Consider the following 19804-nt stretch of genomic DNA (forward strand, 5'->3'; position numbering starts at 1 on the left):
GGGGGGATCGAGATCTCTGACATAAATGCTTAATTTCTGTCTCGCCCCACCCAACAACCATGACTTCCACTGCTGGAAATAAAGCCAATTTGCGTAACTATGCCCTCGTTACTGCTGCCTACTGGGGCTTCACAATTACCGATGGAGCGTTGCGGATGTTGGTGCTACTGCACTTTCATCTGCTGGGCTACACTCCTTTGCAAATCGCCATGTTGTTTCTGTTTTACGAAATTTTTGGCGTTGTCACCAATTTTCTTGGAGGTTGGATCGGCTCTCAATTTGGTCTAAAGCTGACTCTTTATGGTGGCATCGGACTACAAGTTTTTGCTTTAGCTATGCTGGCGTTGCTCAATCCAGAATGGGCTGTGTGGTTGCAAGTCACCTACGTGATGGTCGCGCAAGCCTTTTCTGGGATTGCCAAAGACTTGACCAAGATGAGTTCTAAGAGTGCGATTCGCTTGGTCGTACCCCAGTCAGCGCAGTCGTCACTGTTTAAATGGGTAGCTATATTAACTGGCTCCAAAAATGCTCTGAAGGGAGTTGGCTTTTTTGTGGGTAGCGTTTTGCTAGCTCAATTTGGCTTTGTGAATGCCCTGCTAATTATGGCAGCAGGACTGTGCTTAATCTTGGGTACGGGAGTACTGCTACCGTCAGGTATGGGCAAAATTAAGGCGAAAGTTAAATTTACCCAACTCTTTTCTAAAAGTAGGGAGATTAATATTCTCTCTGCGGCTCGTTTCTTTCTCTTCGGTGCGAGAGATGTTTGGTTTGTAGTTGCCCTCCCCGTGTTTCTCTACAGCACGCTTGGCTGGACGTTCGAGCAGGTCGGGGGATTCATGGCTTGCTGGGTGATTGGCTACGGGACAGTACAGTTTTTAGCGCCCAATCTGCTGCGCTGGTTGGGTTCGGGAGCGGCTCCCCAAGGGAGAACGATTCAAATTTGGACGTTTGTGCTGAGTGCAATTCCCGCCGCGATCGCTCTTTCGCTCCAACTTAGGGTGTCTCCAGCTTTAACAATTGTGGCAGGATTAGCAATTTTTGGGATTATTTTTGCCTTTAATTCAGCAATTCATTCCTATCTCGTCCTTGCCTACACCGATGATGACAAGGTGGCATTAAATGTTGGCTTCTACTATATGGCTAACTCTGGTGGACGCTTAGCGGGTACAGTGCTATCTGGTTTAATCTTTCAGCTATTTGGCTTAGTGGGTTGTTTGTGGGTATCGATGGTATTCGTACTTGCGGCGGCTGCAATTTCTTTGAAATTACCCGATCCGCAACCCCAAAAAGCGATCGCCTGGAAAGCTGGAGATGAATAATTATTGGTAGTTGGTAATGGGTAATGGGTAATGGGTACGATCGCACACCGGGGGCGGGTTCACCAACAAACTTTACTTCCATACCAAGATCTCAATAAACCCGCCCTTACAGGAATTTCGGTTTTTACCCAAGAAGCAGTGATTTTGTTAAAGCAACAATGAGTATTAACAGTTCTGCATCAAAGCCAATTGTCAACCGTCTGAGTTTTTTTGAGAAATACCTGACTGTCTGGGTTTTCTTGTGTATTGTTGCTGGAATTTTATTAGGTAGGTTGTTTCCGGGCATAGCAGTGGCTCTTGATGCCATGAGCATTTATCAGGTGTCAATTCCGATCGCTATTTGCCTCTTTTTCATGATGTATCCAATTATGGTGAAGATCGACTTCACTCAGGCAACAAACGCAATTCGATCGCCCAAACCTGTCATTCTCACCTTAGTTGTGAATTGGTTAATTAAGCCGTTCACGATGGTTGTATTCGCTCAATTTTTTCTGGGGTGGTTATTTCGTCCTTTGCTATCTGGTACGGAAATTATCCGAGGTAGCGAAATTGTGTTGGCGAATTCCTACATTGCTGGGGCAATCTTACTAGGCATAGCCCCTTGTACGGCAATGGTATTGATGTGGGGTTATCTCTCTTATGGCAATCAAGGACATACGCTGGTGATGGTAGCAGTAAATTCTCTAGCCATGCTGTTTTTGTATGCGCCGTTGGGAAGATGGTTGTTAGCAGCAAACGATCTCAGCGTACCTTGGGAAACTATCGTCCTATCAGTGCTGATTTATGTTGGCTTGCCTTTAGCTGCGGGAATGTATAGTCGTTACTGGATACTGAAACATAAGGGTAGAGAGTGGTTTGAACGGCAGTTTTTAAAATATCTCAGTCCCGTTGCGATCGCTGCACTTTTATTGACTCTCGTGCTTTTATTTGCTTTCAAAGGTGAGCTAATTGTCAACAATCCTATACATATCGTTTTAATTGCCGTACCGCTGTTTATTCAGACGAATTTTATTTTTCTAATTTCCTACGTAGCAGCATTAAAACTCAAACTTGCTTATGAAGATGCTGCACCTGCGGCATTGATTGGAGCCAGCAATCATTTTGAAGTGGCGATCGCTACAGCGGTGATGTTATTCGGTTTAAATTCTGGCGCTGCTTTGGCTACTGTGGTGGGAGTCTTAATCGAAGTCCCAGTCATGCTGATGCTAGTAGAAATTTGCAAGCGTACAGCAGCTTGGTTTCCTCGCGAACCAGAAAAAGCTTCTCTGCGCGATCCGCGTTGTGTCAGTGCTTTTAAGTGAAATAAATCCGAGCGAGTCTCTCCGAATTGACTTATTTTTTTTGACTTTTAACTTTTAACTTTTGACTTATGAAAAGAGTCATGTTTGTGTGTAAAAATAACTCTCGTCGTTCTCAAATGGCGGAGGGTTTTGCCCGACAATTAGGAAGAGAAAACATTTCAGTTACTAGTGCTGGTTTAGAAGCTAGCTACATCGATCCATTAACAGTAGAAGTGATGTCAGAAGTTGGCGTAGATATTAGCAGCCAGAAATCGAAACCTTTAAGCGATTTTCATCCAGAAGATTATGATGCAGTTATTTCTTTATGTGGCTGTGGTGTCAATTTACCTGAGTCTTGGATATTAAGAGAAGTCTTCCAGGATTGGCAATTGGAAGATCCTCAAGGGCAATCAATAGAAACTTTTCGACAGGTGCGATCGCAAATTAAAAAAAGAGTAGAGCAACTTATTCAATCTCTTAAAAATGAAAAAAACAATGTTTAAATCATAAAATCTACATTCAAAACTTCAACTTCATGTATCTTCGCGCTGAGGAATAAGCAAAGCATTTCTCAGTGCGTCGAGCTGTTGGGGAACCAGACTATAGTAAATCCAGTTGCCGCGCCTTTCTTTCTGCAACAAGCCAGTTTCATATAACACTTTGAGATGGTGGCTGACAGTGGGTTGCGATAACCCCAAGGGTTCAGTTAACTCGCAAACACAGACTTCACCGTTAGGATGAGAAGCAATTATACTCAGAATTTGCAATCGTGCAGGTTCCCCAAGAACGCGAAACATAGCCGCGAGTTGAGCCGCCGCTTCAGCTTTGATGAAACCTGAAAGTAGGGGTGGACAGCAATTAGTAAGTAGTTTAGATAATTTCATATTTCTATATTGACATCCATCAATGTCGTATGCCAGTATATTGATATAAATCAATATTGATGTAAATCAATGTTGCTTGGAAGATATCACTTTAAGTTTCTAGCAATGGATGAGATAAAAACTATGGATAGCAATGCAGTAAAACAAAACGTGAGAACGGCTTACGGTAAAATTGCTCAACAACAGACAGGTTGTGGCTGTGGTACTCCTACCACTGACACAACAGAATTTGCTGTTGCTTTAGGTTATGCAGAAGCGGAACTCAATACAATTCCAGCCGAGGCAAATTTAGGATTGAGTTGTGGTAATCCTACCGATTTAGCGCAACTCAAGCCAGGTGAGATTGTTCTCGATTTAGGTTCGGGTGCGGGTTTTGATTGTTTTATTGCTGCGACGAAAGTTGGTGCTACAGGCAAAGCGATCGGTGTAGATATGACACCAGAGATGATCGCCAAAGCAACAGAAAATGCTCAAAAATCGAATGTACAAAATGTAGAATTTAGATTGGGAGAAATTGAAAACTTACCCGTAGCAGACGAGACTGTAGACGTAGTTATTAGTAATTGTGTCATCAACCTATCTCCCGATAAACTAAAAGTCTTCCAAGAAATTTATCGAGTTTTAAAACCAAATGGCAGAATTGCCATTTCCGATACAGCACTCAAACAGCAACTTTCTGAGTCAGTACGACAAGATATTGCTGCTTATGTTGGTTGTGTAGCTGGTGCTTTATTAGTAGATGAATACCAAAAGATTGTCGAAACTGCTGGATTTCAAAATGTCAAGGTAACAGTCAGACAAGCATCTTCTTGTTGTGGAGATGCAGAAACAAAAGATCCAATTGGGCAAGCAATTGTGGCTGCGTCAGGAGTTGATGCAGCTTGGCAAAATGATGTTGTCAGCGTCTACGTAGAAGGATTTAAGTAATTCAAAAGTCAAAAACCACAAGTCAAAAGATGAGTATTTCAACTAAAAGGATTCAGCTAAATTAGCTTTCTATCTAAGTAGAAAAGTTTTCCCAAGCCAAAATCTCAAATCATAGATTGTCTCAGATTTAACTGATTTTATGGTAGTAGCTAAAAGCGGTATCTGTGCTAAAACTTACTTTTTTGACTTTTGACTTTTGACTTTCAACTTTTACCTTTCTTCGCTGGTGACGCAATTTCTCTAAGCGAATGCGCAGAGCTGAGATTGCTTCCTGAATCGGCACGAGTTGCCAGCGCTGCCTCCAGAATCCCTCTGTTTGCTGACGCTGTTCTACCTTTTCCCAAAGTAAGCCGAAGGTCTGAGGTTGAGCTAACTCTGACATTAACCACAACCAGTTCACACCTAAAGCATTTGCTAATAAAGCGATCGCATTATGAGTTGGCTGATAGTCACAAAGATAACTCCACCACAAAACTCTTAACTGATGTCGCCACTCAAATCGAGCTTCTACTTCAGCCGCCGACTCTACCAAAAATTGTTGCTGCGATCGCCCCATTTCCACCCATTTGCTCAGTTGGTTTGCCAATCCTACATCTGTGCGTCCTGTAGTTCGAGCTGACGTGAAGACACGCACGCGGGTACTATGACGAAAACGGGCATTGACTCGCAATAGTGCTTGGTAGAAGGCTACATCTTCAGGAGTACGGACTGGTTGCATTCCTCCTGCTTGAGCGTACATCTCCACTGTGACAGCAAGGCTTGCCCCGTAGTGTTGAAAGTGGCGGGGTAAAATATCGATTGGATCGGGTTCTAAATAAGTTTCTAACTCGGCAATCAGAAAGCGATAACCGACTTCGCGCAAATGACAAGCTCTTGTATAAGGATCTAAAGCCGTGCGACCCTCACGATCTGTAATAATTCGTCCTCCTACAGCGTCAGCACCGCTGGCAATTTCGTCTAAAATAGCAGCGATCCAAGTCGGCGTAACCCGCGAATCTCCATCTGTAGAGGCGATAACTCGTCTTTCACCACCAATAGAACTCAGACGACGATAGGCTTCATCCATCAGGACTTGACGCACTCGACCGATATAAGCCTCAGCCGCAGGGAAGGTTTTTTCAACTACGTGTAGAACCAGATCTGGATGAGTAGTAGCAAAATTACGGGCGATCGCGGCTGATTCATCACTGCAATTATTTGCTAGCAGCACGATCTCATAACGATTGCGATCCAGCAACTTTCCAGTTAAATCGAGCTGATCGTACAAAGCCAAGAGCGTACTCTCTAAATTCTCGGCTTCGTTGCGCACGGGAACGATAACGCAAACTTGACACTGAGGTAGTGGCGGAGTTGTAACTAAAGGCTGATGAAATCGCTCGAACAACCAACTTTGATAGGATGATGCTTCGCGATCGCGCCAATTCTTTTTGCCATACTGAAAAACACGCCGAGGCGTGTCAGTCCAATTCATCACGATTTGTAAAAACTTTGTTACTTGTTAATTTTGCTACTTGAATCAGGAAAATGAAATCTGTCCAGTGGTTGATTATTGCTATTAAAGTAACTCCTAAAATGGGTATGACTTTAAAAGTCACATAGGCTATTCAGTCGAAATCTGCTTGAAAAATGACGTAAAAGGAGATGGAGACAAAAGAGATCGAATATAAGAGTTTCAAGTCTATGTGACCTTCAATACATAACTTAGTCTATCCAACTGAGGATAGGTAGCATGTTTTTCGTACTGATAAATTGCTAGATAAATATTTAAAGTAAATTAGGGCGTATCAATGGCATTATTGAGGAAAGAGTTACCACCCGACCGGAAAACCTCTGAAGAAGAACGTTTTCAAGATGACTATTATTCTTACTTTGAGGCTCCTGAAAATGCTACGCGGTATGCTCCTTCAGCTTGGTTTCTCAATGAAGCTTTTCAGCAACAGTCATTTTCCGTACTAGATTTGGGATGTGGTAACGCAGCTTTGAGTCAATATTTACCAGAGCGTTGTGAATATGTTGGAGTCGATCATAGTGAAGCAGCGATCGAACAATGTTTAAGCCTATATCCTAACAAGCAATTCATTGCCAAAGATTTATCAATATTACTACCGGAACTAGCTTCAGAAAATAAGAAGTTTGATGCAGTAGTACTAGCTGGGCTACTATTCCACAATGTTGATAAAGAAACTTTGGAGAAAAAAGACGATCGAGAACTGATTCAATTTTGTTTGAGTCAGTTGACAAGCGAAAAGGGATATTTGGTTATTATTGTGCCTTTTGCCTATGGCAACCATCCATCGCACAATCTGTTTGTTCGAGCCGAATGGTTGCAAAAGTTAGTAGAAGATATGCTGAATGCGGCAAAGGCAAAAATTGTCTACGAAAATATCTCTCTCCAAATCGGGTTGGATGAACGAGTTCGGCAGCAGAAGCAAATCCCTGACTGGTTTGTGCCAGATAGCAATGCAGATTATGCCAACAATTATGCTGGAACGTATATGGCGGCTTGGACGTTTATTGCTTCAGCTAATGGGTAATTGCTGATTTCACTACTCTTGTACGGGCGCATAGATGTGCGCCCCTACTACTCATTAAATAACCAACGGTAGATGTATCGTGCAGTAACGATGACTGAAGATTATTAGTAGTTATCTCAAGGATGAAGCAGATAAATGCACAGCGACATCGTAACCTCAAGCGCTGAGCCAAAGATTACGCCAACGCTAACAGCCACTCAATACTACGAACAGGCACAGCAGTTTATTCAACTGCTAGAAATGGAAGATCTAGATCGAAAGCTAACTGCACAGCCTCAAATCGCGACTGAGTTTGAAAAAGCGATCGCCACGGCAATTGAGGCGGCTTATTCGCAAGGATCTAGCGATGATGCAGCACATCTGTTTCTCCAGCGCGTACTTTATCGCATCAATCGGCTAAAACTATTTTGGTACGACGATTTGCGGCGCTATACTAACGAGCGATCGCCTTACTTGAGCCAGATCCGCGATCGAATTGAGGAAGTTTGGCAGCAGTGGGAATTAAGCCAATTCGATCTCGTTGCGTTTCAAGGCATAGATATCAGACAAGCACTGCTCGATCGCGTCGCTGTCGATCTCGAACCACCATTGTCTGACGATGCTCGGTACTTTCGCGATCGCGTCGGTGAAGCAGGCTACCGTCGTCTGTTGGCGATCGCTTCTCTAGATGGATTAGTAGAAGCAAGCCAGCTATCCCGCACTCTGGGAGGCGTTGCGAATGAAGTGCATTCTGTATTGACAAGATTACTTGTAGAAGAATACGGTGGTGGTCGGTTGGCACGCAAGCACTCTTCCCACTTTACGACAATGCTTGAAGCAGTGGAAATGCAAACTCAACCAGAGGCGTATTTCGATCTCGTACCTTGGGAGGTGCTAGCAAACATCAATCATAGTTTCTTGCTTACCGAACGCAAGCGTTACTTCCTGCGTTACATTGGTGGATTGCTCTATGGAGAGCTTTCCGTGCCAGCTGGGTTTCGCAACTACCGAGCTGCTGGCGAACGGCTGGGACTATCAGCAAACGCCATGAGCTATTGGGATTTGCATATCAAGGTAGATGAATTGCACGGTCGCTGGATGTTAGATGACGTTGCCTTACCACTCATATCTCAATATCCTGATGATGCATGGGAAATGGTATTAGGCTACGACCAGCAAAAGTTTTTGAGCGATCGCGCAGGTGCTGCTGTAACGCGATCGGTGCGGGAAGCAGAGCAAATGGGATGATAAAAAAGCCCCCCTTTCCAAGGGGGGTTGGGGGGGTCTCCGAGATATCTTGCAATTACAAACAAGTTATCAACTGAGAAAATTCTGTAGATAAATCGACTTTGCAACTACGTTTTTTGGTAAATAAAACACCTGCTAAAAGATAGATATTTTCCGAACAAAACGCTCTGTTATCCTTTTGTAGCTCTTGAATTCTGTTTTTAACTTTTTGCTCGGAGCTATAATAGCCAAACTTTAGAGGCGAAATCATGAAATTGCTAACAGAGTATCCTTGGGCGATCGCGTAGTTAATTAATCCGACTGGATTAGAATAACTAGAAACCATAACCAGGACATTTTCGTAATTTAACGTTAACAGCTTTTGAGTAATTGTAATTCCTTCTAACCCGCCATGTAATAAAGGCTGCAAAAGCTTATTGTCTATTGCTGGTAAATAAGGCGGGTTTGAAATCAGATATTTAGCCTGTGGTTTAGTAGCATCAAAAAAGCAGCGATTATCTACTTTATACTTGTCGCTAAGTTCGTATGCTTCAACCTTTAAATTCGCCTCTTGACAAGCTAAATTATTTAACTCAAATCCATGTACAATTCCGTTGAAATTTGTTCTTAGTAGTGACTGAATTATAGGACTACCATCGCCAGAGCCAAATTCTATTATAGATTCTGAGTTAGAACAATTATTTAAAACCAAAGTTTCTACACAATGTGAATAAAAATTAGATTCTTCTGGACAAAAGAAAATATTTTGTAAGGCTTGGGGTGAGGTAAGCATGTAACTCTATACGACGATGACTATAAAAACAGTAATGTACGAACATTTTTATCAGCATCCATCTCAAGAGTTATAGCCCAACTCGCTAGTTTATTTTTAGATTGATTTTTTTTAGTATTATCTATCACACTTTTCTAAATCTAGAGGAATAAAATAAAGGGTGAATATTCCTGGGATTGCTAAAAAACATATCAAAATAAAAAACATGGGATAGCCTAAAACCTGCTGAAGATAGCCGCTGATGAATCCAGGGATCATCATTCCCAAAGCCATAATGCCTGTAGAAATAGCAAAATGAGAGGTTTTGTATTCTTCCTTGGCAATATAAATTAAATAAACGCTATAAGCTGCCATCCCCAATCCATAACCGAATTGCTCTATAGCTACTAATACATAAACTAATGTAATCGCAGGCTGAGTGTAAGCCATATAAACATAAAATAAGTTAGGTAAATTCAGAGCGATCGCCATCCACCAAATTATTTTTCTAAGCTCAAATTCAGCAATTAATATGCCACCAATTACTCCACCTAACACCAAGGCAAAAGTTCCGATAGTTCCGTAAGCTAATCCGACATCTGAAGTAGAAAGCCCTAGTCCTCCAACTGCGGTTTCATCCAACAAAAAAGGAGCAGATATTTTTACTAACATTCCCTCTCCAAATCTGTAAAAGAGAATAAAAGCCAGAACTGCCAGAATTTTTGATTGATTAAAGTAAGACCGAACAGTTTGAGTGTAAAAGCTAAAAATTGTCTTAACTGAGACTTTTTGCTCTATATCATTAGTAGGGATAGGTAAAAGAAACCAATGAAAAATAACGAGCGCAGCAAAAATGACAGACGATAGCGCGATCGCGATCGTCCAACTTAAAGCAATATCTTCCAATTCTAGCTCTAATTGTCCTGCCAAAAAGACAACAATTCCAGAAGCAAAAATTGTGGCGAATCTGTAAAATGTCGAGCGAATACCAACAAAAAATGCTTGTGCATCTCGTTCAAGAGCTAACATATAAAAACCGTCAGCAGCAATATCATGTGTGGCTGAAATGAATGCTCCAATTCCTAAAATTAGTAGAGAAACTAAAAAGAAGTTGGAAACTTGAAACGAGTAAGCTAAACTTAATAAACAGATAGTCATACCCAATTGAGTGTAGATCGTCCACTTTCTTTTAGTGGCGTAACCATCTACAATTGGTCCCCAAAACATCTTTAATACCCAAGGCAAATATAAAAAACTCGTCCAAAAAGCAATCTGGGTATTATCTACACCTAATTGCTTGTAGAAAATTACAGAAACATTGTTGATGATGACGTAAGGAACACCCTCGGCAAAATATAGCGTTGGGACAAACAGCCAAGGGGAAGACACTCGGCTGAATAAATTATCTGCATTCATTTGTATTGAAATATTAAAATCGTCAAAAATTACGTAAATCAAGGGTGGGTTTATTCAGATATCGGTGTTGAAGTAAAATCTTCGGGTGAACCCGCCCCTACGATCGCAATATTCCCACCAAATCTAAATCGGGACGACGCAATTCATCTGGCGCAGGCATTCGATCCAAGCGCATCAATTCTACAATTGCAGCAGCCTCCGTATCCCTTTGACTTGCCGCAGCAGCTAAAACGCGATCGCCCTGGACGTAAAATGCCAGAAACTCCCGTTGCTGTAAGTCACCCTGAAAGATAATTTCATCCCATTGTTCCGCGTGTCCGACATATCGTAAGGGAAACTGAAATTGCATCGTCCAAAAAATCGGTACGCCACGATACTTCACCTGCTGTCCCGCCATATTGTAAGCAGCAATGCGCCCGTGTTGTGCCGCAACCCGCCAATGTTCGATCCGCGTGGGTTCTCCCGTCCGCCAGTCTGGATATCTGGCAATGTCACCCGCAGCATAAACGCCATCAGCAGCTTGCAAATACTCATTGACTTGGACGCTTCCATCCTTCGGGTGTAACTCCAACCCTTGCAAAAATTCAGTTGCAGGTTGAACCCCAATTCCTACTACAACGAGATCGGCATCCAAGCGATCGCCATTATCTAACACTACAGCTTCAACTTTACCGTCGCCCTCAATCTGAGTCGCTTTTCTCCCCAGATGGAACTTTACGCCGTTTTCCTCATGAACTTGTTGAAATAGCTTGCCAATTTCCGCCCCTAGAATCTTTTCAAAAGGTAAGGTAGAGGGGGATGCTACCGTCACCTCTAAACCCCGTTGAGTTAATCCAGAAGCGGCTTCCATGCCAATAAAACTAGACCCGATAACGACAGCCCGTTTTGCATTACCTGCTGCCGCTAAAATGCGATCGGTATCGGCAAAGCTGCGAACGGTAAAGATATTTTGCAAGTCGCTACCAGGAACGTTAAGTTGGCGTGGCTTACCACCTGTGGCTAACAGTAAGGCATCATATTGCAGCGACTCGCCATCGGCAAATGAGATCGATTTACTACTAACATCAACTTGCACTACCTGTTTATTCAGCCAGACTTCAATGTGGCAATCTTGGTAAAATTGAGCCGATCGCAGTGGCATATCATCTTGAGTCACTTTACCCGTCAAGTAATCCTTACTCAACCAAGTGCGATCGTATGGTAATCGGTCATCCTGCGTCACCATCACGATTCGTCCCTGATAATCCGCCACTCTTAACGTCTCGGCGGCGTGCGCCCCTGCTGCCCCTGCGCCTAAAATGACAAACGTGCGTTTATCTTCAGGGTTATACTCAGCCAGATTCGGCTGCCTGCGCCCAGCAGCATTTTCTGGAATACTAACAATAATGCGATCGCCTTCTATTTTGACTTCATATTTTTGTAGAGAATCTAAGCCTGGAGGTTCTTGCTGTTCGCCTGTCGTCAAATCGAAGTATGCATTGTGCCAGGGACAAACAACATGGTTGTCGCACAATACCCCTTCTGCTAGCGGTGCTTGGTAGTGGGTACAATATGCCCCCAGGGCGTAATACTTATCTGCTAGACGTACCAATAATACATCAGTCTCACCTACAGAGACTTGTCGCATTTCCCCATTTTGCAAATCGTTGATATTCGCAACGACGGCTTCCAACTGCGGCATAATTACACAGAAATTGAATTTATTCAGGAGGGGGTTGGGGGATCTTCAAGATCTTTGAATCGATAACCGAGGTGTATTGAATCGCATCCCTACCGTAGACTATCTGGCGATCGCTCCACATTTACACCCTCTAGGGAAAGAAATCATGTAGAAACGTTAAATGTGTAGAGACGTTACGTGCAACGTCTCTACACGTTTAATTCCTTTTCCGTGCTTTCCAAGTGCCACCATAGCGGTAAAAAGGATTATCCTGACTCACGATAGTCCAACAACTCTCACATACGAAAACCCAAGTTGCCGACTCGTCGTATTGTACCCGAAACAAAATCGGTGCGGGTTGCCCACACCGATCGCAGAATTTTGTCCGAAGCTTGCGCCCCATATTCCCCGTTTTACTTCCTGTAACCATTAAGCATAAGCTGATGCTTGTGGTTTGGCGAAGATCATTCTTCCCGCCGAGGTTTGTAAAGCACTCGTTACAACAACGCGCAATTCGCCACCAATATAGCTACTACCGTCCTCGACAACTACCATCGTCCCATCCTCTAGGTAGCCTATGCCTTGACTAGGTTCTTTGCCTTCCTTGAGGATCTTCAGATCGATGTTGTCTCCTGGCAAATAACTCGGACGCAGGGATTGTACCAGATCGTTGAGATTCAACACGGGTATTTTCTGTAAACTCGCTACCTGAGACAAGTTGTAGTCGTTGGTCAAAAGAGTACCGTTGATCTCCTGCACGAACCGTACTAACTTAGCATCTACTGTAGGCACATCTTCGTAGTCAGTCGAATGGATGGCAATGCGTTCTGGATAACTTGCTTGGATGCGGTTGAGAATCTCTAACCCCCTCCTACCCCGCAATCGTTTGAGGTCTTTTGCCCCATCTGCTAGTTGTTGCAATTCTTGAATGACGAACTGTGGAACGAGAATTTGTCCTTCTAGAAATCCGGTAGCTAGCAGCGTTTCGATTCGACCGTCGATAATACAACTCGTATCCAAAACCTTAGTTGCCGCAGGTTTTAGCGTTCCCTCTGCGACTAACATCGTCTCAACTGAATTGGGATTGATCAACCGTAAGAACGTCCGTCCGTGGATGTCAGCCAGATTGATCCCTGTAAAAGCGAAAAGGACGCTACCCAAAACCGCTACTAGGGGCTTGATAAAGCTAAAATCTTGGGGAATCGGTAGCAGAAAGAGGGGGGCTAGCATTAAGTTGGCGATTAATAGCCCCAGCACCATGCCAATTGCGCGTGTTAATAAAACGTCAACTGGCATCTCTCGAACTTTGGTTTCGAGACGGCGATAGGTTGTTTGAAAACTCAGTCCGACTCCACCACCAATCATCGCCGCAAAAACAGCGATGACTAATCGTAGCGCATCGAGATTGGTAACTTGCCGCTGCACGGTTTCTGGCAGCAGCTCTATGCTGTAGAAGCCGATTCCGGCTCCTGCTATGATGAATGTAATAATTATGATTGCGTCCAGCATTGGTTAAGTCCAATTGAATTGGGGTTATACTCCATTGCTTGGATTCCCCTGTCTGGGTTGGTATGAGAATCAGCAATTTATCGATACTGGCTCTATGATATAACCTTGAGGTTATGAGGTGCTGTCCGATCGCGACGGTTAATACTACTCTTAACAAGAAGATTGTTAAAAAATAGTTTGTTAAGCAGGAGACAGGAGACAAGGAAGACAGGAGACACAATGGAGCGAAAATGTAGTTCAAGTCTATTTTTTCTTTCCCAATATCTGTGGTTCTCTTCCTTTTGGCATAATTCTTTTTAGATTACCGAGCTTTAAATCTACAACTATAATTTTTAAATTCATTCTTCATGTCTCCCTTCTCTCCTATTTTCTATTCTTTTTTGTAAATATTTATTGACAAATCTCAAGTTATCGATTCCCACTTTCAGTCTCAAGCGTAAACTTACCGATATTTTGGGTCAATCTGAGTAACAGAAACAGGAATTCTTAGATATCTCTAAAGACAAGATTCTAGCTGCGATTCGAGTTCTTTTGCCCTAAAAACTATAGAGATTTAGTATATGGAGCTACCCATTTTTGGTATGATTCTTACTAGCGAAGTCAACTAGTAAAGCAAAAAGACACTATCAAAATCAAAAGAATTTATTCATTCCTGTTGTTTTGCGATCGCAACTTTTTACCGTGACTACCAGATTAAATCTGACTCCACGAAACTTAACTTTAGAATTAGCGCATTCAGGTATTCCCAGTGCAGCCTACATACATATCCCATTCTGTCGGCGGCGCTGCTACTATTGCGATTTTCCAATTTCCGTTGTGGGGGATCGTTTGCGGGGTGAGACATCTGGTACGATTTCTCATTACGTGCAGATTTTGTCTCAAGAGATTGCTGCTACACCAGCTTTAGGCAAACCTTTAGAAACAATTTTTTTTGGCGGTGGAACGCCTTCATTATTATCTAGCAGTCAGCTAGCTCAAATTTTAGCAAGGCTCGAACGTCAATTTGGGATCTCTCCTCAAGCAGAAATTTCGATGGAGATCGATCCAGGTACGTTTACCCTCGCCCAACTCCAAGCATACTTATCGGCTGGGGTAAATCGCTTCAGTCTGGGCGTACAAGCATTTCAGTCAGAATTGTTGCAAGCTTGCGGGCGATCGCACGATCTGAATGACATTTGGCAAGCTGTAGAATTATTTCGTCAGGCTAAAGTGCAAAATTTCAGTCTCGATCTGATTTCTGGATTACCTCGCCAAACTCTAGAACAGTGGCAAGAATCGCTCTTAAAAGCAGTTGCGATCGCACCCAATCATATTTCAATTTACGACTTAACCATTGAGCCGGGAACAGTTTTCGGACGCTACTATCAATCGGGGGCAAGTCCATTGCCTTCAGACGAACTGACAGTGCAAATGTATTGTCTTGCCCAGCAAACTCTGACAAAGGCTGGATACGATCACTACGAAATTTCCAACTACGCCCAGCCAAACTATCAATGTCGTCACAATCGAACTTATTGGGAAAACCGCCCCTACTACGGTTTTGGTATGGGTGCAGCCAGCTACACCAACAATCAAAGATTTACCCGTCCTCGCAAAACTAAAGAATACTCTGACTGGGTAGAAAATTTTATCGCTGCTGGAGGAGTGTTAGATTGTCCTCAAACTCCACCGGAGGAAGTTTTACTAGACATTTTGATGTTGGGCTTAAGGTTGAAAGAGGGAGTCAGTTTATCTGCATTATCTCAATTTGGAGATGACAAGATACAACAAATTTGGACTTGCTTGCAACCATATCAGCATCAGGGCTGGATAGCAATGACAGGGGCGATTGCCCAACCTTTTTATGCAAAAGGCTGGAACAAAGTCATTGGCAACATGTTTTACGGCGAGAACCTCGTAGGCGATTGGCGATTACGGTTAACCGATCCGCAAGGATTTCTATTTTCCAACGTTGTTTTAGCAGATTTATTTGAGAAGTTGGAATAGAGAAGTGAGCTTTGTAGAGACGTTACATGTAACGTCTCTACAAAGCGTTTTTACCAGTCACTCCTTTGCGGCGCGGGACGACGACTGGGTTTTTTTTCTGGTAAGACAACACTCACATCTCTAGCCGGACAGCCAACCGCTACAGCTAAGTTGATTTTTTGATTGGCAGCTTCGTTATCTACAAAAATATATGCCAAGTCAACATTCGCGCCGTTGACTCTCACCTCCCAGTAATCCTGACTGCCTGTCGTTGCAGCTGCTAAATCTTGGATCGCGATTTGGTTGGGAATGCGATCGCCACAAGGTTCGCATAACTGATATATAGTTTGACCGACTTGCAATCTAGAAACTGCTGCTAAAGCTTGTTCTTTACTAACGTAAGCGCATTGATCTGCCCATGCTTCGGTAGCAAATCCCAAACAAACGCACAAAGATACAAAAATTGGATGCGATCGCCACTTTTTTCTCACTGTCTTGCTCTAAATAGAGGTAGCTTATTTTAACTATTGCGGGGAATTTTTAGAGCGAATTAGGTGTGAAATTACGATTTCCTCTCTACCCACAATTGCTGTGAGGTAGACATACAGATGATCCCGTGGATAGATGGCTCTACACGTTAGTAAGACTTAAATTAGAATCCTAGACTTGTAGTGAACTTTACCAAAAAAACAAGCCCAGTTTGGTTGTTCGCATTCCGTTTTTCATGGTATGTAAAAATTAACCATGCTAAGTACTAATACTTGCGCTGGCTGGAAAATTCATCATTTCATACCACTTTTTTCTATCTTACTACTCAGCGATCGCAATTAACTATGAAAATTGCTCAAGTTGCGCCTTTGTGGGAGAGAGTACCACCGCTTACCTACGGGGGTACAGAATTAGTTGTGAGTCAGTTGACTGACGAATTAGTACGTCGCGGTCATGAGGTAACATTATTTGCTTCTGGCGACTCTCAAACTTTGGCTTGCTTAGAAGCAGTATGTCCTCATGCTATCCGTTTAGATCCAGACATCAAAGACTATACAGTCTATGAGATGTTGGAAATCAGTCAAGTTTATGAAAGAGCGGCAGAATTCGATCTGATTCACTCTCACATAGGCTTGGCAGTATTGGCAATTGCTTCCCGAGTCAAAACACCAACTATCCACACGCTACACGGTAACTTTACGCCAGAAAATAGCAAACTCTTTCAGCTATATCACAAACAACCATATATCAGTATTAGTAATGCCCAAAGGCAATTAGATCTCAATTATTTGCGAACTGTATATAACGGGATCGATGTCGAAAAGTATTCTTTCTTTGCCCAACCCCAAGAACCATCTTATCTTGCTTTTCTAGGGCGACTGTCACCAGAAAAAGGACCGCACCACGCGATCGCAGTTGCTAAGCAGACAGGTTTACCGCTGAAGATTGCAGGCAAAATTGATGCTAACGATCGCTCCTTTTTTGAACAAGAAATTGCGCCACAAATTGATGGTAAGCATATTGAATATATTGGAGAAGTCAATCGCGCTCAAAAAATCGAATTACTTGGCAATGCATCTGTAACTCTATTTCCGATTACCTGGGACGAACCATTTGGCTTAGTCATGGTAGAGTCGATGGCAACAGGCACGCCAGTCATTGGTTTGAATAGAGGTTCCGTACCAGAGGTCATTTCTCCTGGGAAGTCTGGATTTATTTGTAACACTATTGAAGAAATGGTTGCTGCCATACCTCAAGCTTTAGAACTCAACCGCCAGACTTGCCGAGAATATGTAGAGCAGCACTTTGGGATCGCCCAAATGGTAGATGGTTACGAAGCAGCTTATCAAGAATTACTCACTAACCGCATTGCTCAAAATGGGCGCATTCTCTCTCAGAATCTTGCTCTTTCATAAATATTTTTCTTTTTGATCCGGAGATAACCAAGTATGAATAGGAAAACTCAAGCTTGTCCATGTTGCGATAATACTTTACTACGGCACATCCGATATGGAAAAGTTTACTGGTTTTGCACTCACTGTCGGCAAGAAATCCCCATTTTGGGGATCGAACGAACTCCCGTAGAAACTAATATTTCTGAGAAGGTAGAAGTGATGAGTTAGAGTCAAAAGACGAGGCGGACAAGGAAGCAGGGGAGTAGAGGGGCAACTACCAACTACCAATTACTAATTACCCACTCCCGACTCCCGTACGGGCGGGTTGCCAAACCCGCTCCTACCGATTCCCGACTCTTTGATACAATCAACCGCAGAAGTTAAACACTAGAAAAAATGCTAGCTGCGGTGCTATACGGTCGAGAAGACTTGCGTTTAGAACAAGTCGCCGAACCTAACCCAGGAACGGGAGAGGTCATATTAGAAGTCACAGCAGCAACAACCTGCGGGACAGACCTCAAGGTATGGCGACGGGGCGGACATGCCAAAATGCTCAAACCACCAACTTTGTTCGGACATGAGGCAGCTGGACGAATTGTCGAGGTGGGTGCAGAGGTCAAGAATTGGCAAGTGGGCGATCGCGTTGTTGCGAATAATTCTGCCCCATGCATGAAATGCTTTTTCTGTCAACGACAAGAATATTCCCTGTGTCTCAACTTAACTTGGAATAACGGTACATTTGCGCAATACCTGAAAATTCCCGCCCCAATTGTCCAACACAATCTTCTAGCAATTCCTCCTACCTTACCGGATGAATTAGCGGCGCTGACAGAACCTTTGGCTTGCGTGCTGCACGGAATTGCTAGGTCGAACGTAAAAACAGGCGATCGCGTCGTCGTGTTGGGTGATGGGGCGATTGGGTTAATGTTTGTTGCAGTCTTAGCCCAGCAATCGGTACAGGTAATGTTGTTTGGCGGACGCGATCGCCGATTGCAAATCGGGGAAAAATTCGGTGCAGCCCAAACTTACAACTACCGTCAACTAGCAGATGTTCCCGCCGTAGTCAAAGCACAAACAGATGGATGGGGCGCAGATGTCGTTATAGAAGCTACCGGAATCCCCAGCGTTTGGGAAACTGCGATCGCCTGCGCGAGACCTGGGGCGACAGTCAATCTTTTCGGGGGTTGTCCCAGAGATACCACAATTACCGTAGATACGGAACAACTGCACTACAGCGAACTTACACTTAAAGGCGTATTTCACAACACGCCAAAATACGTCCGCGCCGCCTTAGCCCTACTCGCCAGTCGAGAAATTCCCTTCGAGTTACTCATTAGCGATCGCCGTCCGCTACAAGACCTAGAACAAGTATTTCACGATATGCAGCAACGGCAAGTTATCAAAGTTGCTATTTATCCTAAGTGAGTCGTGAGCGGCTAGTGGCTGATGGAACCAGTGGCTTGACTCCTTTCTAGCCACCAGCCACGAGTCACTAGTCACTGATAACTAACAACTGATTTTGGGCATCCTAAGAAATAGGAATCAAGTTCTTGCGATCGCCTAAAATGTCACTCCCACTGCTTTTCGCTCAAGCATCAGTTAAGCCAAAATCTATAAAAACTCAAGCTATATCACCTCCACCTGCTGAGTTTCCCGTTCTTTGGGCATCTGCTTCTGGCGGACTTTTCATCTTACTAGTTGGTCTTGCTGTTTTTGGCAAGCTGAAATTCCAGCAGCTAGAAAAAAAAGTGAGAATAGAACAATTCCGCACTCAAGAGACACAAAAACAATTAAAGCTAGCTCTAGAAACTATTCGGAGAATTGAGGAAAACCCAGATTTAATTAATTCTCGCGAACTCAATCTCGATTATTTACGAATGCGGATGGCGGAAGAGGTTTTCCATTTTGCCATCATCAGTCAAATTAAAGCCAAGATCAAAGATAAAATCTCTCAAGCCCTGCGTCCTGCTAATAACAATGCAGGAGTTGTAGGAATTGCTGGTAGTAGTGGGGGAAAGCAAGTCGATGAGATTGTCGAAGTGGAATATGAAACTGGAGCCACAATTCAAAAAAATAAATGCGTTTTATTTCGCGTGCAAATTCGCTTAGCCAAATTACCAATCCAAACAACTTCTGCCACAGTTAAAGATATTATTGATTGTATTGAAACTTATCTCAGCCCTGCTGAAGACCACGACAACTGGCAACCGACCATTCAAGGAAGATTGGTATATATCCACTGGGATCAAAAAGCAAAACCTACGCCTTTACTATTAATGGAGCAATCTAACGAAGGAGTTAACGTAAGTTTTCGCACCCAGCGATCGACCAAGAGTAAAGATTTATTCACCCATCGAATCTGAAAACTGTAGGGTGGGCAACGTCCACCTTATTTGTATCGCTACGAATTCAATTCGCCCTAACACAAAAGGCAACAGAGTCTATCTGT

At 43.3% G+C, this 19804-nt stretch carries 19 protein-coding genes; 12 read left to right on the top strand and 7 right to left on the bottom strand.

All coding sequences use genetic code 11. The features are described 5' to 3' along the window. The first annotated feature begins 59 nt into the window (after nt 1–59). The 4 genes from arsJ (at nt 60) to arsC (ending at nt 3102) form a co-directional block, all read left to right on the top strand. Nucleotides 60–1319 carry an organoarsenical effux MFS transporter ArsJ gene (gene arsJ / locus M5J74_RS14880; RefSeq protein ID WP_015154864.1) on the top strand — a complete coding sequence of 420 codons (1260 nt, stop codon included), beginning with the start codon at nt 60–62 and terminating at the stop codon, nt 1317–1319. Between the two features lie 30 nt (nt 1320–1349). Continuing rightward, a complete protein-coding gene (locus M5J74_RS32750) occupies nt 1350–1481 on the top strand; it encodes a hypothetical protein (protein WP_015154865.1) in 132 nt (43 codons plus the stop codon). Beyond that, nucleotides 1478–2620, top strand: coding sequence for an ACR3 family arsenite efflux transporter (gene arsB / locus M5J74_RS14885; RefSeq protein WP_250017104.1), 1143 nt, complete (start codon nt 1478–1480; stop codon nt 2618–2620). The genes M5J74_RS32750 and arsB overlap by 4 nt, the downstream gene beginning before the upstream one ends. A gap of 68 nt (nt 2621–2688) precedes the next feature. Then, on the top strand, nt 2689–3102 hold the full coding sequence (arsC, locus tag M5J74_RS14890; RefSeq protein ID WP_106216547.1) for an arsenate reductase, glutathione/glutaredoxin type: 414 nt from the start codon (nt 2689–2691) through the stop codon (nt 3100–3102). Between the two features lie 30 nt (nt 3103–3132). Here the strand turns inward: arsC and M5J74_RS14895 are convergent, their stop codons facing one another. Then, nucleotides 3133–3483 (bottom strand): helix-turn-helix transcriptional regulator, encoded by a 351-nt coding sequence (locus tag M5J74_RS14895; RefSeq protein ID WP_250017106.1) that lies wholly within the window; start codon nt 3481–3483, stop codon nt 3133–3135. A 123-nt stretch (nt 3484–3606) separates the two neighbouring features. Here M5J74_RS14895 and arsM point away from each other — a divergent pair, with 123 nt between their 5' ends. Continuing rightward, the gene (arsM, locus tag M5J74_RS14900) at nt 3607–4410 is read left to right on the top strand and encodes an arsenite methyltransferase (RefSeq protein ID WP_250017108.1); all 804 of its coding nucleotides are present in this window, start codon (nt 3607–3609) and stop codon (nt 4408–4410) included. Nucleotides 4411–4537: 127 nt separating this feature from the next. Here the strand turns inward: arsM and M5J74_RS14905 are convergent, their stop codons facing one another. Next, nucleotides 4538–5881, bottom strand: a complete 1344-nt coding sequence (locus M5J74_RS14905) for a glycosyltransferase family 2 protein (protein WP_015154870.1) — start codon at nt 5879–5881, stop codon at nt 4538–4540. Nucleotides 5882–6197: 316 nt separating this feature from the next. On the opposite strand from M5J74_RS14905, the gene M5J74_RS14910 reads away from it, so the two are divergent. Together M5J74_RS14910 and M5J74_RS14915 are read left to right on the top strand one after the other, a co-directional pair. Next, nucleotides 6198–6944, top strand: a complete 747-nt coding sequence (locus M5J74_RS14910; protein WP_250012141.1) for a trans-aconitate 2-methyltransferase — start codon at nt 6198–6200, stop codon at nt 6942–6944. Between the two features lie 135 nt (nt 6945–7079). Further along, nucleotides 7080–8171, top strand: a complete 1092-nt coding sequence (locus M5J74_RS14915; protein ID WP_106167223.1) for an iron-containing redox enzyme family protein — start codon at nt 7080–7082, stop codon at nt 8169–8171. 55 nt (nt 8172–8226) lie between these two features. Here M5J74_RS14915 and M5J74_RS14920 read toward each other — a convergent pair whose 3' ends face one another. The 4 genes from M5J74_RS14920 to M5J74_RS14935 form a co-directional block, all read right to left on the bottom strand. Next, nucleotides 8227–8943, bottom strand: a complete 717-nt coding sequence (locus M5J74_RS14920) for an SAM-dependent methyltransferase (protein WP_015154873.1) — start codon at nt 8941–8943, stop codon at nt 8227–8229. A gap of 117 nt (nt 8944–9060) precedes the next feature. Further along, entirely contained in the window at nt 9061–10338 is a 1278-nt protein-coding gene (locus M5J74_RS14925) for an MFS transporter (RefSeq protein WP_250012143.1), read from the bottom strand. Between the two features lie 97 nt (nt 10339–10435). After that, complete coding sequence (locus M5J74_RS14930) at nt 10436–12019, bottom strand: apoptosis inducing factor family protein (protein WP_250012145.1); 1584 nt, start codon at nt 12017–12019, stop codon at nt 10436–10438. Nucleotides 12020–12427: 408 nt separating this feature from the next. Further along, nucleotides 12428–13507 (bottom strand): PIN/TRAM domain-containing protein, encoded by a 1080-nt coding sequence (locus M5J74_RS14935; RefSeq protein WP_015154876.1) that lies wholly within the window; start codon nt 13505–13507, stop codon nt 12428–12430. Between the two features lie 681 nt (nt 13508–14188). Between M5J74_RS14935 and hemW the strand changes: the two genes are divergently transcribed. Then, on the top strand, nt 14189–15493 hold the full coding sequence (gene hemW / locus M5J74_RS14940; RefSeq protein ID WP_250012153.1) for a radical SAM family heme chaperone HemW: 1305 nt from the start codon (nt 14189–14191) through the stop codon (nt 15491–15493). 50 nt (nt 15494–15543) lie between these two features. Here hemW and M5J74_RS14945 read toward each other — a convergent pair whose 3' ends face one another. Continuing rightward, the gene (locus M5J74_RS14945) at nt 15544–15963 is read right to left on the bottom strand and encodes a hypothetical protein (RefSeq protein WP_015154879.1); all 420 of its coding nucleotides are present in this window, start codon (nt 15961–15963) and stop codon (nt 15544–15546) included. Nucleotides 15964–16305: 342 nt separating this feature from the next. Between M5J74_RS14945 and M5J74_RS14950 the strand changes: the two genes are divergently transcribed. The 4 genes from M5J74_RS14950 to M5J74_RS14965 all read left to right on the top strand — a co-directional run bounded on the left by M5J74_RS14950 (nt 16306) and on the right by M5J74_RS14965 (nt 19718). Further along, nucleotides 16306–17376 carry a glycosyltransferase family 4 protein gene (locus tag M5J74_RS14950; RefSeq protein WP_250012155.1) on the top strand — a complete coding sequence of 357 codons (1071 nt, stop codon included), beginning with the start codon at nt 16306–16308 and terminating at the stop codon, nt 17374–17376. Nucleotides 17377–17409: 33 nt separating this feature from the next. Then, nucleotides 17410–17583: a hypothetical protein gene (locus M5J74_RS14955; RefSeq protein ID WP_015154881.1), complete on the top strand. Its 174-nt coding sequence runs from the start codon at nt 17410–17412 to the stop codon at nt 17581–17583. A 168-nt stretch (nt 17584–17751) separates the two neighbouring features. Further along, nucleotides 17752–18780: a zinc-binding dehydrogenase gene (locus M5J74_RS14960; RefSeq protein WP_015154882.1), complete on the top strand. Its 1029-nt coding sequence runs from the start codon at nt 17752–17754 to the stop codon at nt 18778–18780. Nucleotides 18781–18920: 140 nt separating this feature from the next. Continuing rightward, on the top strand, nt 18921–19718 hold the full coding sequence (locus M5J74_RS14965; RefSeq protein WP_015154883.1) for a hypothetical protein: 798 nt from the start codon (nt 18921–18923) through the stop codon (nt 19716–19718). Nucleotides 19719–19804 lie beyond the last annotated feature (86 nt).

The organism is Chroococcidiopsis sp. CCNUC1 (assembly GCF_023546805.1).
Classification (GTDB): domain Bacteria; phylum Cyanobacteriota; class Cyanobacteriia; order Cyanobacteriales; family Chroococcidiopsidaceae; genus Chroococcidiopsis; species Chroococcidiopsis thermalis.

Excerpts from the sequence above, each read along its gene's own strand:
- arsJ (WP_015154864.1), top strand. The coding sequence starts at position 60 with ATGACTTCCACTGCTGGAAATAAAGCCAATTTGCGTAACTATGCCCTC.
- M5J74_RS32750 (WP_015154865.1), top strand. The coding sequence starts at position 1,350 with ATGGGTACGATCGCACACCGGGGGCGGGTTCACCAACAAACTTTACTT.
- arsB (WP_250017104.1), top strand. The coding sequence starts at position 1,478 with ATGAGTATTAACAGTTCTGCATCAAAGCCAATTGTCAACCGTCTGAGT.
- arsC (WP_106216547.1), top strand. The coding sequence starts at position 2,689 with ATGAAAAGAGTCATGTTTGTGTGTAAAAATAACTCTCGTCGTTCTCAA.
- M5J74_RS14895 (WP_250017106.1), bottom strand. The coding sequence starts at position 3,483 with ATGAAATTATCTAAACTACTTACTAATTGCTGTCCACCCCTACTTTCA.
- arsM (WP_250017108.1), top strand. The coding sequence starts at position 3,607 with ATGGATAGCAATGCAGTAAAACAAAACGTGAGAACGGCTTACGGTAAA.
- M5J74_RS14905 (WP_015154870.1), bottom strand. The coding sequence starts at position 5,881 with ATGAATTGGACTGACACGCCTCGGCGTGTTTTTCAGTATGGCAAAAAG.
- M5J74_RS14910 (WP_250012141.1), top strand. The coding sequence starts at position 6,198 with ATGGCATTATTGAGGAAAGAGTTACCACCCGACCGGAAAACCTCTGAA.
- M5J74_RS14915 (WP_106167223.1), top strand. The coding sequence starts at position 7,080 with ATGCACAGCGACATCGTAACCTCAAGCGCTGAGCCAAAGATTACGCCA.
- M5J74_RS14920 (WP_015154873.1), bottom strand. The coding sequence starts at position 8,943 with ATGCTTACCTCACCCCAAGCCTTACAAAATATTTTCTTTTGTCCAGAA.
- M5J74_RS14925 (WP_250012143.1), bottom strand. The coding sequence starts at position 10,338 with ATGAATGCAGATAATTTATTCAGCCGAGTGTCTTCCCCTTGGCTGTTT.
- M5J74_RS14930 (WP_250012145.1), bottom strand. The coding sequence starts at position 12,019 with ATGCCGCAGTTGGAAGCCGTCGTTGCGAATATCAACGATTTGCAAAAT.
- M5J74_RS14935 (WP_015154876.1), bottom strand. The coding sequence starts at position 13,507 with ATGCTGGACGCAATCATAATTATTACATTCATCATAGCAGGAGCCGGA.
- M5J74_RS14950 (WP_250012155.1), top strand. The coding sequence starts at position 16,306 with ATGAAAATTGCTCAAGTTGCGCCTTTGTGGGAGAGAGTACCACCGCTT.
- M5J74_RS14955 (WP_015154881.1), top strand. The coding sequence starts at position 17,410 with ATGAATAGGAAAACTCAAGCTTGTCCATGTTGCGATAATACTTTACTA.
- M5J74_RS14960 (WP_015154882.1), top strand. The coding sequence starts at position 17,752 with ATGCTAGCTGCGGTGCTATACGGTCGAGAAGACTTGCGTTTAGAACAA.
- M5J74_RS14965 (WP_015154883.1), top strand. The coding sequence starts at position 18,921 with ATGTCACTCCCACTGCTTTTCGCTCAAGCATCAGTTAAGCCAAAATCT.